9 protein-coding genes are annotated in these 14,036 nt (G+C 58.1%); 3 read left to right on the top strand and 6 right to left on the bottom strand.

The annotated features are described in order from the left end of the window. Both rocF and WFJ47_RS06490 read right to left on the bottom strand, forming a co-directional pair. Nucleotides 1-939 carry an arginase gene (rocF, locus tag WFJ47_RS06495; RefSeq protein WP_336761738.1) on the bottom strand — a complete coding sequence of 313 codons (939 nt, stop codon included), beginning with the start codon at nucleotides 937-939 and terminating at the stop codon, nucleotides 1-3. Between the two features lie 198 nt (nucleotides 940-1,137). Further along, nucleotides 1,138-2,271 carry an L-dopachrome tautomerase-related protein gene (locus WFJ47_RS06490; protein ID WP_336761736.1) on the bottom strand — a complete coding sequence of 378 codons (1,134 nt, stop codon included), beginning with the start codon at nucleotides 2,269-2,271 and terminating at the stop codon, nucleotides 1,138-1,140. A gap of 508 nt (nucleotides 2,272-2,779) precedes the next feature. Between WFJ47_RS06490 and WFJ47_RS06485 the strand changes: the two genes are divergently transcribed. Together WFJ47_RS06485 and WFJ47_RS06480 are read left to right on the top strand one after the other, a co-directional pair. Then, a complete protein-coding gene (locus WFJ47_RS06485) occupies nucleotides 2,780-3,469 on the top strand; it encodes a response regulator transcription factor (RefSeq protein WP_336761734.1) in 690 nt (229 codons plus the stop codon). Next, nucleotides 3,462-4,853 (top strand): ATP-binding protein, encoded by a 1,392-nt coding sequence (locus WFJ47_RS06480; protein WP_336761733.1) that lies wholly within the window; start codon nucleotides 3,462-3,464, stop codon nucleotides 4,851-4,853. Before WFJ47_RS06485 ends, WFJ47_RS06480 begins: the two co-directional genes overlap by 8 nt. Here WFJ47_RS06480 and WFJ47_RS06475 read toward each other — a convergent pair. From WFJ47_RS06475 to WFJ47_RS06465, 3 genes are all read right to left on the bottom strand, one after another. Beyond that, on the bottom strand, nucleotides 4,843-7,239 hold the full coding sequence (locus WFJ47_RS06475; RefSeq protein WP_336761731.1) for a TonB-dependent siderophore receptor: 2,397 nt from the start codon (nucleotides 7,237-7,239) through the stop codon (nucleotides 4,843-4,845). The genes WFJ47_RS06480 and WFJ47_RS06475 overlap by 11 nt on opposite strands. A gap of 355 nt (nucleotides 7,240-7,594) precedes the next feature. Next, nucleotides 7,595-8,344, bottom strand: coding sequence for a hypothetical protein (locus WFJ47_RS06470; protein ID WP_336761729.1), 750 nt, complete (start codon nucleotides 8,342-8,344; stop codon nucleotides 7,595-7,597). Beyond that, nucleotides 8,344-10,578, bottom strand: a complete 2,235-nt coding sequence (locus WFJ47_RS06465) for a TonB-dependent siderophore receptor (RefSeq protein ID WP_336761727.1) — start codon at nucleotides 10,576-10,578, stop codon at nucleotides 8,344-8,346. Before WFJ47_RS06465 ends, WFJ47_RS06470 begins: the two co-directional genes overlap by 1 nt. A gap of 531 nt (nucleotides 10,579-11,109) precedes the next feature. On the opposite strand from WFJ47_RS06465, the gene WFJ47_RS06460 reads away from it, so the two are divergent. Continuing rightward, nucleotides 11,110-12,231, top strand: coding sequence for a Fic family protein (locus tag WFJ47_RS06460; RefSeq protein WP_336761725.1), 1,122 nt, complete (start codon nucleotides 11,110-11,112; stop codon nucleotides 12,229-12,231). Nucleotides 12,232-12,594: 363 nt separating this feature from the next. Here WFJ47_RS06460 and WFJ47_RS06455 read toward each other — a convergent pair whose 3' ends face one another. Then, on the bottom strand, nucleotides 12,595-13,665 hold the full coding sequence (locus tag WFJ47_RS06455) for a hypothetical protein (RefSeq protein WP_336761723.1): 1,071 nt from the start codon (nucleotides 13,663-13,665) through the stop codon (nucleotides 12,595-12,597). Nucleotides 13,666-14,036 lie beyond the last annotated feature (371 nt).

Genomic DNA, 14,036 nt, shown 5'->3' with positions numbered 1-14,036 from the left:
TCAGTATGTCCTTGTCTTGCGTTCGAGAACGCGCCGCCCGAACAGGCTGGCCGCCAGATCAGTCATGAGGAGCGCCGTACGGGCCCGCACATCCAGAAAAGGGTTGAGCTCCGCGAGATCCAGTGACGTCACGAGGCCACTGTCATGCAGGATCTCCATGATCAGATGAGCTTCACGGTAGGTCGCCCCTCCCGCAACGGTGGTGCCCACAGCAGGGGCGATTTCGGGATCGAGAAAATCCACATCGAGGCTCACATGAAGCCTGCCTCCTGCTGCGCGTACCCGGTCGAGAAAGCCGTTCAGAGGCTGGACAACGCCTTGCTCATCTATTGCGCGCATATCGAAAACCGAGATGCCGATTTCAGCGACATGGCGCTTTTCTGCCTGATCGACCGAGCGAATGCCCATCATGCACACATGATGCGGATCGACCGTCGCGACCGGGGGCGGGCACGCCTCAAAGCCGGGCTGCCCCGTGAAATAAGCGACCGGCGTGCCGTGCAGATTACCGCTGGTGGTGGTGTGAAGCGTGTGCAGATCCGTATGAGCGTCTAGCCAGAGCACGAATTGCGGTTGTCCCCGTTCCTCGGCATAGCGGGCAACGCCGCTGACCGTACCCGCCGACATGGAGTGGTCTCCGCCCAGAAAAATGGGGAAATCGCAGCTGCGCGCCATTTCATAGGCCCGTGTGCTGACGGCTTCGGTCCACGCGATGATCGCATCGAGGTTGCGTACGGCGGGGTTCGAGTGGCTTACTGCGGTCAGGGCAGAAGGGGTGGCATCGCCCACATCGGTGACTCCCCAACCAAGTTCCTCCAGCATTTCGGGCAGACCGGCGATACGAAAGGCAGTCGGTCCCATGATGCATCCCCGTTCGGAGGTCCCGCTCTGGGTCGGAACCCCCAGGATCTGGCACGTCTTCGTCAGGGACGGTTTCATGATATCTCCTCATCGTGCAAGGCCGCGTGAAAGCGTGCCGGGGCCAAAGATCATATGCCCGTGGCAGGTACGGGGCGTCGTGCCGCTTATAGGCCATTCCCTGTTTGCGATCATACCGTCAAGAGAAGGATCTTTCGGGTATTGTCAGGGCGCTCGGTCGGGCGTCTTCCTCACCGTATTGCCTTGGCGCTGACATGATCAGGGCGGGAGGGGGACAGAATAAAGAGCAAAGGGCTGGCGTATATGCGATTTTCCTCCATTGAACCGGGAGAGGCGATCGAGTTGTGCGACTGGGAGCCAGAGCGTGTTATCCTTGTTCAGGAACGGCGCGTCGGCCCAGTGCAGTCGATGATCCCTGGCGAGCATGGTGATCTTGCCATCCGGGTCGCGGCGATAGAGCGTGTCGTCGCGCAGTGCGGTGAAATAGAGTCTTCCTTTGCTATCCATGGCGCTGCCCCCGATAGGCGGGATATCGGCCCAAGGTTCGACGGTGGCGGCCAGTTCCTTGTCGGAAAGGTTCGGATCATCGAGTGCAGCGGTAGGGATGCGTGACCAGGGGCCAGCAAGCGGACCGAAATACAGGAAGCGCCCGTCAGGACTCACCTCGAGCGGGTCGGCATTGATGAGCATCGGCGTGCCATCGCCCTTGCGCAGAACCTGCCCGTCAACAACGATGGGGCGCCCGGGCTGCGCCATAGCGGCGGGGTTGCCAGCCAGAACGCGGCGGACCCCGCCACTCGCCAGATCGAGCACCAGTAGCGCGCCGGTCCCTGCATCCGTCAGATAGGCATGCGGCCCGTTGAAACGGATATCATCGACATAGCTGCCTACCGGTGCGACCTCCGGCCCCAAAGGGTAAATCCGCAGGATTGTGCCTTTGGAGGCGTCGATCCGAACGAGCTTGGCACCGTCCTTGACGGGAGGTCCGCCGAATTCCGGTGTGCCGGTATCGACAACCCAGACCGTGCCTTCGGGATCGACGTGCAGCGCGTTGACATTCACGAAGCGCTTTCGAGCATCCTGCCCGGGTGCCCAGCTATTCCATTCCTTATCAGGAAAGGGGCGTATTCTGTTCCCCTGAGTCACAAGGGCGACCGAAGGACCGGGGAAGCCCGTCCAGCGAGGCCCTCCCACCAGAACATGCCCACTGGTCAAGGCTACAGCATTCCAGTCCAGGGTAGTGCTCGTCGCCACAAGATTCAGCGCTACCCCTCGGGCAAGGGAGGGAGGGCAGGAGAGCAGCATGCCGGTCGTAAGCATGAGGCCACATATCAACGCGATCGAGGGGCGCGCCTTGCCCGTCTCTGCAACTGTTCTTGAGGGGGGGATCATGGGAAAACTCCGGGTTGGCCATGGGCGGGAGGCAACGGGTCACCGTAGGAACGTGCGACAGCCCGCATTGTCTCCTGCCCACCCTCCCAAGCCCCGTCGGGTGATCGTCACCGGGAGGGATGGTATGGAGGAGGAAGTTGAGAAAAGGTTTCGGCAGACCCTATGAGATGAAGGTCGCGCTGTGTTCCCCGCAAGGGAGCGGGTTCCTTCGCAGCGCAGGGTTCATGGATTGCCTGTGCGTCCGGGCAATGCGGGGATGGGGAGAAGGGGGCGGGCATCCGTTTTTTTCCATCAGGGAATGAGTCAAAAATGAGACGTCATGACCGAATGATGCAAGAAGGCACATAAAGAACCCTTAGGGGCAGATATGATACTTCCATGCCGCCTTCGCCCGGCCCCGCCATGGGAGCTGCCCGCGCGAGAGGGGGTCAACGCCATGGCAGCCTGATCCCTATGGCATCTCCGCGCGAGGAACGATATCAGGATATCCTGCGCAACGGAGTGCCCCATGACCTGCGATGGCAAGCGCGTTCTCATGATCGAGGATGATCTTTCCCTTCTCTCCCATGCAATCGGAGCCATGGAGGAATGGGGGATGGACGTGACGATGGCGAGTGACGGCGCGACGGGGCAGATCCTTGCTCTCGACGCTGGATGGGATTGCATTGTCCTCGATCGTCGCCTCCCGATGACGGATGGACTGTCCATTCTCAAATCCATGCGTGTCGCAGGGCTCGAGACCCCGGTTCTTTTCCTGACCACGATGGACGGCATACGCGACCGTGTGGAGGGATTGCGGAGCGGTGCCGATGATTATCTGGTCAAACCCTTCGCGCTGCCGGAGCTCCGGGCGCGGATCGAGACGCTTATGCGCCGCGCCGATCAGCCTGCCAACCGTACCCGTCTGGTCTTTGGGGATCTGGAGCTCGATCTCGTAAGGCGGGAGGTGTTTCGTCGTGGCGTGAAGCTCTATATCCAGTCTCAGGAGCTGGCTTTGCTTGAATATTTCATGCGGCATCCGCTCACTGTCCTCTCGCGCACAATGCTGCTTCAGAACGTCTGGGGGATGGATTTTCCGGTGCACACAAATCTCGTGGAAACCCATATCAGCCGCTTGCGCGAGCGGCTGGGGCGTGACGCCGCGCCAGTTCTGCATACCGTGAAAGGCCAGGGCTACGTGTTGCGTCACGATGGGTGACGTGCCGGGCCAGGGTCGCCAGGGACAGGCACTGCCGGTTCTTAGGAGTACGTCTTTCAGGATCATTGCGTCGTTTGCGGTCTGTCTCGTCGTCTGCGGTATGGCAGGGGTGGTCTGGTCCGGAACGAGGGGCATAAACCAGCTCGACGGACAGATGCGCCTGACCGTCATGAATGAATGCAATGAGGCGCTGAGCAATGCCGGTCAGCACGATGTGGCGCATCTCGCGCCGGTCATGCGCGATTTTGTCCGAAGCGAGCCCGGCTTCTACTATCTCCTTCAGGATCGGCCGCAGAATGTCGTGGCCGGCAACATGTTTCATCTACGTCCGGTCGCAGGATGGCGGATGCTCTCATGGACGCATCGTACCAGGCCGCCCGAGCGGCGCCCGGTACTCGGCTTCGGTACGGTTCTGAATGATGGTGGTTATCTCTTCGTCGGCATGGAGGGCGCGCCGCTCCAGACGCTCAGACGAGGCTTCTTCATTACGCTCGTCTGGTGCATGGCGGGTTTCCTGCTGATCGGTGTGACGGGCGGCTATGGTATGAGCCGCATGCTGCTTCGCAGGATCGAGGTCATTAGTCAGACCGCGCGCGATATCATGGAGGGCGATCTGTCGCGGCGCTTGCCCCTGACCGAAATGGATGACGAGTTCAATCACTTGTCGGCGAGTCTGAACGCCATGCTCGACCGAAACGAGGCGCTTCTGGCGCGGGTGCGTCAGGTTACGGATGATATCGCCCATGACATGCGGCGCCCACTGGCCGATCTCGGTCGTCACCTCGATAAGGCCGGAAGCTCGATCACCGCGTCGGAAGGCGTGATCGCGCTGGATCTCGCGCGCGCAAGCCTGAATGAGGCTCTGGAGATCTTCGCGTCGCTGCTCAAGCTGGCCCAGCTCGAGGCCTATAGGGAAATCCCGGATTCTGGCCGGATCGATATGACCAGAGTTCTCGAGACACTAGCGTCGCTCTACGGGCCTGTGATCGAGCAGCATGGCCAGTACTGGCACCAGGAACTGGCGGCGAAACCCTGCATGATCGAAGGCAGTTGCGTCCTCCTCACGCAGGCTTTGTCCAATCTGCTGGAAAATGCCACGCTGCACACGCCGCCGGGCAGCCATGTGAGTCTCTCATCGCAACGGGGAGAGGCTGAAATGCTCATCCGCCTCGATGATACCGGCCCCGGCATCGCTACGGCCGATCAGGAGCGTGTTTTCGAGAAGATGGTGCGGCTCGATGCGAGCCGCCATGTGCCGGGCAACGGGATCGGACTCAGTCTGGTGCGCGCCATCATTACCCTCCATGGTGGCACCATCGCGCTGCATGACAACGCACCGGGGCTGGGTATCGAGATTTGCCTCCCTCTGGTTGTCACATCTTGAGCGTGAGCTGAAAGGTCACGGCGCGGCCCGCTGCGATGCGAGAGTAGTTGGTATAGACGCGGTCATAGTAGCGCTTGTTGGTCAGGTTCTGCAGATTGGCCTGCAAATCAAGCGTACGCGTGATCTGGTAATCCGCGACCATGTCGAGGCGGACATAGGCGGGCACCCAGGTCTGGTTATTCACATTGGTATAGCGCTTGCTCATATAGGTCAGACCACCACCGGCCTTCAGGCGTGGCAGGATCTTGTAAGTACTCCAGAGCGCGATGGAATTACCCGGTGTGTAGGGGAAGCGCTTGCCCACATTGGCATGGGTCGGGCCGCCATCGATGACCGTACTGTCCAGATACGTCCAGCCGCCGAACATCTCCCATTTCGGCGTGATGCTGCCTGCAACGTTGATCTCCGCGCCACGAACGCGCTGCGTCCCGGCGTCAATCTGGTTGCCATAGCCATCCGATACCTGGGCATTGGTCATCTTGCCGTCGAAGAGCGACCCTGTGATCGAGAAACGTCCGTTGAACAGATCGGCCTTGGCACCGACCTCGATATTCTTGCCGTTCTGAGGGGCAAGCTTGTTATTGGCGGTCGAGAGCGCGATATGGCCATCCGCTCCGGCATCGACGCCGACGGGGTTGGAGGCAGTGGCGTAGGAGAAATACAGGCTGACGGGCTTGATGGGCTTGTAGACCGCCCCGGCCTGATAATTGATGAAGCTCTGGTTATTGCTCAGCCCGACATTGCCCTGAACCGCAGAGGTCATGAACCGGTCGAAGCGCACACCACCATTGATCAGAAGGTGGTCGCGCAGCATGCTCATCGTATCGAAGGCATAGGCCGAGCCGGTAGTAACGTTCGTATTGAGCGGGGCGATGCCCGGCTCGCCCAGCGTGTAAGAGCCAAGCCAGGGATTATGGGCGCTCCAGCTACCGAGATTGGTGGCCGAGATGCAGTTATAGGCGATGGTGCAGGGGCCACCATTACGCAGATTATGACCGCCTGAATCGACAACATAATATTCGTTGCGTGTCAGACGTTCGCGCGAGAGCTCGATGCCGGTATTGATGGCGTGGTGGATCGGCCCTGTGTCGAATGTCCCGGAGACCATGGCTTGTTCCTGGAAATTATCCGTATGGAACTTGCCGGATTTGGCTTCGAGCAGGATGGTCTGGTTGTTGACGGCCGTGCTCTGCCATTGCGGATTGGTGGCGATATAATCGTATTGCGTGCTGGTCCATTGGAGCGTGTTCCTGAACATGAAGTCCTTGAACAGGTCGCGTTCCAGAATGATCTGGCCGAGATCGGTTGTACTGCGCTCGAAATCGCGATCTTCCAGCCCAAGCACGGTGCTGCGGGGAATTTTCAGGGGCTCGTGGGTGATCTTGCTATAGGGTGCGGAATAATCCGGCATGTCGAAAGAATAAAGATGGTAATAGCCAAGGGTCAGGCGCGTCTTCGTGCCGAGGCCGAAAGCGAGTGAGGGGGAAACACCCCATTTATGGCCGCCAATCGGCGCACGACCCGCCGTGTCGCCATCGGCCCCCATTGCATTGAGGCGAAACGCGGTTGTACGTCCGATTTGACGATTGATATCGAGCGTACCGCGCTTATAGGCGGCAGTACCAAAGCCGATCTGGCCGGAGGTCAGATTGCCAAGCTGGGCTTTCTTGCTGATGATGTTGATCTGCCCGCCCAGACCGCCGCGTCCGCCATAAACGGAGCCTGGTCCCTTGAGCACCTCCATTTCCTCGACGTCGAAGACTTCACGCTGGCTCACGCCGCTATCACGCAGCCCGTCGATGAACATGTTGCTGTAGGAGCCAAAGCCGCGAATGACCGGGTAATTGCCGCCCGGAATGGCATAGGCATCACCGCCGCGGAAGCTGACCCCGGGCACGGTGCGCATGGCGTCCTCGAACGAAGTCGCGTTGACCAGTTTCATCTGGTCTTTCGTCACGACCGAGACAGAACGAGGCGTATCGAGCAGCGAGGCGGTGAATTTGCGATTAGGGGAGATCCCGGTCAGCAGGGGGTGTGACTTGCCGATGACGGTCAGGTCCTCGCGCCCCACGCCCTTTTCCTGCGAGGCATAATTCGCGGGGTGCGCCTCCGGCGGGGGCGTGACGCCGGCCGCCTTCGATGCCGTATCGCGCTTCTGGTTAGGCGCGTGGTGGATGTTGTCGTGCCCGATTCCGCCTTGTCCCGCACCTTTGTGGTGCATGAGCCTCTGAGGCGGGGTTGCGCGCTTCGTGGGGTGCCCGGTAATCGGCTCGCTGGCCTGTGTCCCGACTACGGCGGATGAGGGAGAGGATAATTCTGTGCTCATGAGCGCCAGAGCGGCAAGTGTGGCGGATCGTCGGATAAAGGTCGGAGCGAGAAAACTCATGGCACCCTGCGAATATGATAATGCGTCGCAGTTGCTATGTGTCTTTCTGTTTCCAGGCAATTGAATTTGCGCGGGATTGGGAAAGCTTAATGAAACTGGAATTCCCAGCTTTCCCAATCACCGCGGCGGGCCAGAGGATGCCAATCCTGGTCCGTTACCCTTGGCCCTGAGGCCATGGTTTGAGGATGGAAGCGCGCGCCCAATCGGGATGCGCGCTATCCGGTGTGAGCCTTGGTGCACGTCCCTAAGTGTAGTTTTCGTATCGAGGTAGGGCGATCGTCATCCAATCGGGAAGATCGCCAAATCCTGTGCCGTGCTTTGACTGCACCGCGCTTGTCATCTTGTCGCCCCAAGTTCAATCCGTGGACTTTGCGTTGCCTGTCAGATGCGCACAGGAAGAGGCTCTCTCCGTACGGCCAGCGGTCCAGAGGAGGGCGGAATCGAAAAGGCACAATCCCTGCGGCGAAACCATGGTGAAGGTGGCATTATCGAGGAACATCATGACGCGGCGCGCGGGCGCCAGACTCTCGTAATCCATGGTCGCGCCTTTCTCATAGCCGAAGATCGCGGCCTTTTCGGGTTGACCGTAAACTGTTGCGATGATCGTTGCTCCCAGCCCCGGCTTGCCCCAGCTCATGGGGCTTTGCCTGGTATAGGCATTCACCAGACCGGCAGGCAGGCCGCCGCTCATCGGGTGAGGGGCATTTACGAGCCAGAGATAGCGCTCCTTTTCTGTCTCGCCGAAATCAACGTCATGGCGCTTTCCTGTCATGGCAAGATCGTCAAGACTGTCATTCTCCCAGGTCAGGAGCGGCTTTGTGGCTTCGCGCCAGGCAGGGCTGACATTCTTGCCCGAGACGGTCGAGGAGAGAACGACCATATCCTCTGCAACTGCTTCTGGTCGGGTTTTTTCGGAAAGCGGATGCACCGTGAAGCCAAGCGTGGTGATATGGGCGATGGCGGCATCGTCCACCGTGCGATTGGGGCCGTCTGTCTTGCACAGATAGGCAATGCGGATGGGCGCGGCCTCTGCTCTGGTGATGAAGGCACAGGGGAGCAAGGGCAGGAGTAAGAGCGCGAGACGCCGAAGAGAAAAACGAAACATCAGAATTCCACCATGGTACGCAGCGAGAAGCGACGCGCGTCGCCCATCGAGACGAAGTAGCTGTTCACGGCCGAGGGATAATAGGTAAGGTTCGACAGGTTCTTGATATTGAACTGGACGTTGACCTTGTGTCGCGCGATGACCCGGTCATAGGTCGCAAACAGATCGCCTGTCGTATAGGCAGGCAGGAAAAAGCTGTTCGCTGAGTCGCCGGCGCGCTGGCCGACATAATGGGCGTCACCGCCCAAACGCAGCCTGTCCTCACCGAAAACCGGACCGAGATCGTAAGCCAGTCCGAGCGAAGCCGTGTGACGCGCCGCGTTCCAGAGTTGCTTGCCTGCGTAGAGCGGGTCTTTGGTCGTGGCGCCGTCCATATAGGCGTAGCTTCCGATCATGCTCAGGCGCTTTGTCACCTGACCCGCCAGATCGAGCTCTATACCGCGTGACCGTGCTGCCCCTGCCGTGCGGTAATCGGTCAGGTTGGTGGTGGTGTTATATTGCGAGACCAGCACATTGCGCTTGTGTATGTCGTACAAAGCCAGCGTGCCCGTGACGCGGTTGCGCAGGGCCATTTTCACGCCGAACTCATAGGAACGCCCCTTTTCAGGCTGGAATCCTGAAGTGAGAACCAGCCCGCTCGAGAGAGGGGCAATGGTCGAGGCGGGTCTGAGGGATTGGGTGTAGCTGCCATAGAGCGACCATGAGGGCGCCAGACGGTAGACGAGTCCCGCCTGAGGCAGAAAGGCCCCGTCGCCGATATCCGTATTGGCCTTGAATGGGCGTCCACGCCCGGCAATCTGCCGGTAGCTCAGGTAGCGCACACCACCCACGACAACCCATCGCTCGCCCAGCTTGAACGTGTCGCGCAGAAAGCCTGAATAATCATGCAGATTGTCGGTCTGGTCACTGTCGCTGGCCGATATCGTGCTGGACGGGTTCTCGAGCCCATAGACCGGGTGCAGGTAGCTGAAGGTGTATTTGCTCGACTGGCGCAGCAGATCGCGACGATAGATCAGGCGGTATTCGCCATCCATGCCGATCTGGATCGTCTGTTTGAACCGGCCGATCGTAACGGGTCCATCCAGATAGGCGGTTCCATAAGTATCCGAACTATAGGCACCATGGGTGGCATCATTGCTGCGGCTGAGTATGCCCTTCGCGACATTGACGCCTGTCACACGCAGCTGATTGGCGTCGTAGGTTTCCTGATTATAGCTGAAATTGACATGGGCCGACCAACCCGCGCCAAAGCGATGATCGAGCGATATCTGGCCCAGATGACTCTGTCCGGTCATGCGGTTTAAATTTTCGTCCAGACGGCGCGTGGCCGGAATGTCGAGCGGCTTGTTGGTGCGTGGATCGAGCGCGGTGCCGCGGTCAAACGGATAAAGGTAATCGCGAAATTCGTACCAGGCCGTGACCTGCGTTTTTCGCCCCAGCCATGCCAATGAGGGCGCAATAAGCGTTTCCTGATGCATGCCGAAATTGCGCCAGTAATCCTCGGAAATCCGGTCGAGCACGAGGCGATAGGCCAGCTTGCCTTTCCCGATCGGGCCGGTTGAGTCGAGCATGCCTTCGAACCCGTTCTTGCCTCTGCCATAGGTCGAACCCATCACTGAGGCGACGGTTTTGGCTTCAAGACGGGGTTTCTTGCTGACGATATTGATGACGCCGCCAGGGTCCATGATGCCGTAAAGCAGTGAAGAAGGACCTTTGAGCACTTCCACACTGTTTGCAGCAGCGTTGAAACCGCGGCCTTGGACAAGCGGCATGCCATTGTGCATGATCGACCCGTCGCGATTGCCGCCGAAGCCGCGCTTCATGATGGTGTCCTGCGTGCCGGCCAGAGTGTTGCCTTGAGTAATGCCACTGACATTGATCAGTGCATCGTCAAGATTGCGTGGCTCCTGATCGCGGATGACCTGGGGAGAGACGATGTTGACCACCTGCGGAATGTTCAACACCGACGTTGTGGTGCGCAGGGTGGAGGCATCGGGAGTCGGCTGATACCGTGTATCCGTAATCTCTGGCGGCGGGGTGGCGCGCCCTGTGACCGTGATCAACTCATCCGTTTTCTGAGATGTCAGCGTATTCTGCGCTTTTGCCTGCCGGGTGGAGGTCTGATTGAGCGTTGGCATGCTTAGAGGCGAGTTCGGCGCGTCGCTGGGTGAGGCGGCCCGGACCGTTACAGGGAAAACACCCAGACAGAGCAGGGGAAGGCAGTACTTTTTCATAACACTCCAGAGAAGGTTGTGGGCGTGGCTTGGTGCCCGGAGGGCGAAGACAAGCACCCTCGTTTGTCTCGAATGGAGCGGAATTATATGCAAATGATTCGCATAAACATGATTATTGCCCGAGATTGGGAAACTTTAAGGCAGCGTCACGTTGCCTCCCACAACGTCGGACCGGCGGGAACAAATCGCGTGCGCCGCAGTCGCGAAGCAAGGGCGTGTCTGCCTCTTGATGGAATGGCTGTGCAAAATATATTACTCGATATAAGTACTCTGGGTAGTCTGAGTCACTATTTATAACGATTTTAGTTATCTATCTCTACTTTTTGCTGTTTATTTCTATTATTGGATAAACAATCCGGGAAGGCAAGGGCTGATTCCGAAGGTTCTCGTGGCTTGTGATTTGCCCGTCATGATCGGGTGAAGCGTTTTGAGAGTTCGACAGGTGATGTCGGCGAGAATGAGAGATTGATATCCTTTCTATCAATCATGAAAGACTGATATGGTGATCGATAGATGGTGGGGATATCGATCATGCGTTGGAACTGGCAGCTTCAGGACTGGACATGTTTCCAATTTGATAGGGCTCGTTTTGAAGAAGCTGAGAAGCGACTTTTGAAAGGTTCGGGCGTCGTCGTCGGGTCCATGCAACATCTGGACAACGCGGCCACTCAGCATCTTGTCGTGCAGTTGCTGTCTCAGGAAATGGTGCAGAGCTCGGCTATTGAGGGCGAAGTGCTTGATCGTGCAAGTGTGCAATCATCGATAGCTCGACAATTAGGCTTTGCCGCAGACAGGCGTCGCTCCAGCCCCGCTGAAGCAGGCGCTGCGGAATTGATGACCGATCTCTATAGAAACTGTTCGACGCCTCTGACGGATCAGGGCCTGTTCGCCTGGCATGCCATGCTGATGAATGGCCGTCGCGATCGGGAGGTTATTGGTGGTTATCGCCAACATAAAGAAGCGATGCAGATTATCTCTGGTCCCGTGCATGCTCCGCATATTCATTTTGAAGCGCCACCTTCCGAGCGTGTGCCTGCGGAAATGGCCCGATTTGTCGATTGGTATAACGAGACAGCGCTGGGTGGTACAGGCCCGTTGCCTGCGTTGGAACGGGCCGGGATCGCTCACCTTTGGTTCGAGACCATTCATCCTTTTGAAGATGGGAATGGTCGCCTCGGTCGGGCTCTCGCTGAAAAGGCTTTGGCGCAAAGTCTCGAAACCCCGGTAGTGACGGGGCTGGCCGCAACCATCAATGCTCATAAAAAAGCGTATTACGATGAGCTGCACCGGGCGAGTACATCCAATCACATCGAGAGCTGGATGGCATGGTTCGCAAGTATCGTTCTCGAGGCACAATCCCGGACAATTGCCACGATCAGTTTCGTCGTGGAAAAGACGCGCTTTCTGGATGGTCTGAAAGGACAGATCAACCCTCGCCAGGAGAAAGCCGTACTCCGGATGCTGGCTGAAGGAATAGACGGATTTCAGGGTGGTTTGAGCGCCCAGAACTATCGCGCGATCACAGGAGCGACGTCCGCCACAGCCACGCGCGATCTAACGGATCTGGTTGCACTTGGGGCGTTCATCAGGACTGGCGAGAACCGCTATGCCCGTTATTCTCTCAAGCTCGATCACTATCTTCCAGCGAGCTGAGTGGTTTTGGGCGGCTGGGTTGACGAATTGTCGCCTTTTTTGCTTCGAAAGCGGTTCGTTTCGGTTGTGTTCAGTGCATAGCGCGTTTTGGTCAAAGATCAGTTGCACAACTCTGCGCTGGCGAAATGGAAGACACATTCGACAAACAATATAGGCCTCTCCCTGCGGGTTGCGATGTGTCGCGCATGCCTGAGTCCGTCGAACATAGAATCTCTGCGGATACAGTTTGTGTCATGACACCATTTATCACCTCGGGATGCCGTGCGGTCTCTGAGTATGGGAATAGCTAACGCACTTTTCTACATCAGCAGATACTGGCCATATTCGTTGTTATAATCGTCTTAATGGCCAGCATGAGTTTGGTCAGCAGGCCTTTAAGGCGGGAGATCCTTTCACAGGATATGGAGCCGGTGGCTCGGTGAAGGGCGCAGTTTTTTCACTCTTCATTTCCTCTGCCAGTCGTTCTGCCTCAGCCTCTTCCAACTTCCTCAAAGCGGTGCGCGTCACATATTTGGCTTTTTCGAGATTGCCGGTTAGCTTGCATCTCATGATTTCTGCCTGTGTTGCACGAGGCAGCTTTGCAGGTTGCTTCCAGATCGCGTCCAGCAGGTCCAGATCTCGCCTGGCCCTATCGCACTGTGCAACATGGCGTGCTTTCCATGCGGCGATCTCCGCTTGCCTGAGTTCCTCGGTCTTGCGGCAGAGTTCATTGAGCCATTCCCTGCATGTGTCCCGCCTGAAGATCTGCTGAAGCAGCTCACGGTTCTCTCTCCGCAGCCGCGCATTGGCCTCTTCGCGTTCTGTCGGCACAGGCAGACAAAGCGGCTCGGGCGGCGTGGTACGCAGGCCCAGATGCCAGAACACGGTTTCCAGCAAATAGCGCAGGATCTCGGCCAGCATTTTCGGAAGCCGTTCGATTTCCTCATCGAGGTGGGAGAGGCGTTTCTTCTTCGAAAGGACGAACACCTTGTCGTACAGAGTACGGCGCTCTCTTTTCATTTCCTGCAGCTGTTTTCCGGTCTGAAAGAGCTGCCTGCGCGTGTCTTCAATCTGCGCAAACAAAGCTGCGCCTTGTTCATCGACAGAGCGCTTGGGACCATACGCCAAAGGCGGTCTTGCATTCAGCACCCTGCGGCACGCCCTGGCTTCGTGCTTCCACTGCTGGATGTAGTAAGCAAAGTTCGGTGGCAGCTTATCGATACGAGCCAGCGAAACGATCTTCGATTGTCTCTGCGGCGGCTGTGACGGCCTTGTTTTCGTAGCCGTTTTGGCAAATGCTTCGGGGTCACGCGTCAGTTCCTCGAAGGGCGGCAGAAGCAGACCGCTCTGCTCTGCGTGATGTTCCATCGCAGCTGTCTCCAGAGCAGCACGCTCCAGAAGCGGTTTGACTGCTATCCTGATATCACCGCGTTTCGGTCTGGCGGCGTCATCCACCAGAAACTGGCGGAAATCCCTCATGCGTGTCTTCGTCAGGCGCGTGAAAGACCCGATCAGAACACCATCAGCCGTCTCGATTATATGTGCGTTCTTGCGGGTATCCTGCCGGTCTCCAGCACGCATGACCCAGTCCCTTGTTTTCAGCAGGGTGCGGAAGCGATGCAGCTGATTATCCGACTGCGCCCAGAGAGAGGCGATGGTCTTCTTTGCTTCCACAAGATCCAGCCCCTGTCGCTCGGCCATACGACGTGATTGCGAGGTGTAGGCTGCACGTGGAAGGGGTCGTGACGCGTGTTCTGAATTGGAAGGAGCAGATGATGTGTCAGGAGATGCTGGGACTGATAGTTGCTCATTAATGGTAACAGGTC

The organism is Asaia sp. VD9, assembly GCF_037150015.1.
Lineage (GTDB): Bacteria > Pseudomonadota > Alphaproteobacteria > Acetobacterales > Acetobacteraceae > Asaia.
Note: the sequence above shows the minus strand (reverse complement) of the source record. Positions and strands in the feature narration are given on the sequence as shown.

What these genes read in the sequence shown, in the direction of transcription:
- rocF (WP_336761738.1), bottom strand. Translation starts at nt 939, where the DNA reads ATGAAACCGTCCCTGACGAAGACGTGCCAGATCCTGGGGGTTCCGACC.
- WFJ47_RS06490 (WP_336761736.1), bottom strand. Translation starts at nt 2,271, where the DNA reads ATGATCCCCCCCTCAAGAACAGTTGCAGAGACGGGCAAGGCGCGCCCC.
- WFJ47_RS06485 (WP_336761734.1), top strand. Translation starts at nt 2,780, where the DNA reads ATGACCTGCGATGGCAAGCGCGTTCTCATGATCGAGGATGATCTTTCC.
- WFJ47_RS06480 (WP_336761733.1), top strand. Translation starts at nt 3,462, where the DNA reads ATGGGTGACGTGCCGGGCCAGGGTCGCCAGGGACAGGCACTGCCGGTT.
- WFJ47_RS06475 (WP_336761731.1), bottom strand. Translation starts at nt 7,239, where the DNA reads ATGAGTTTTCTCGCTCCGACCTTTATCCGACGATCCGCCACACTTGCC.
- WFJ47_RS06470 (WP_336761729.1), bottom strand. Translation starts at nt 8,344, where the DNA reads ATGTTTCGTTTTTCTCTTCGGCGTCTCGCGCTCTTACTCCTGCCCTTG.
- WFJ47_RS06465 (WP_336761727.1), bottom strand. Translation starts at nt 10,578, where the DNA reads ATGAAAAAGTACTGCCTTCCCCTGCTCTGTCTGGGTGTTTTCCCTGTA.
- WFJ47_RS06460 (WP_336761725.1), top strand. Translation starts at nt 11,110, where the DNA reads ATGCGTTGGAACTGGCAGCTTCAGGACTGGACATGTTTCCAATTTGAT.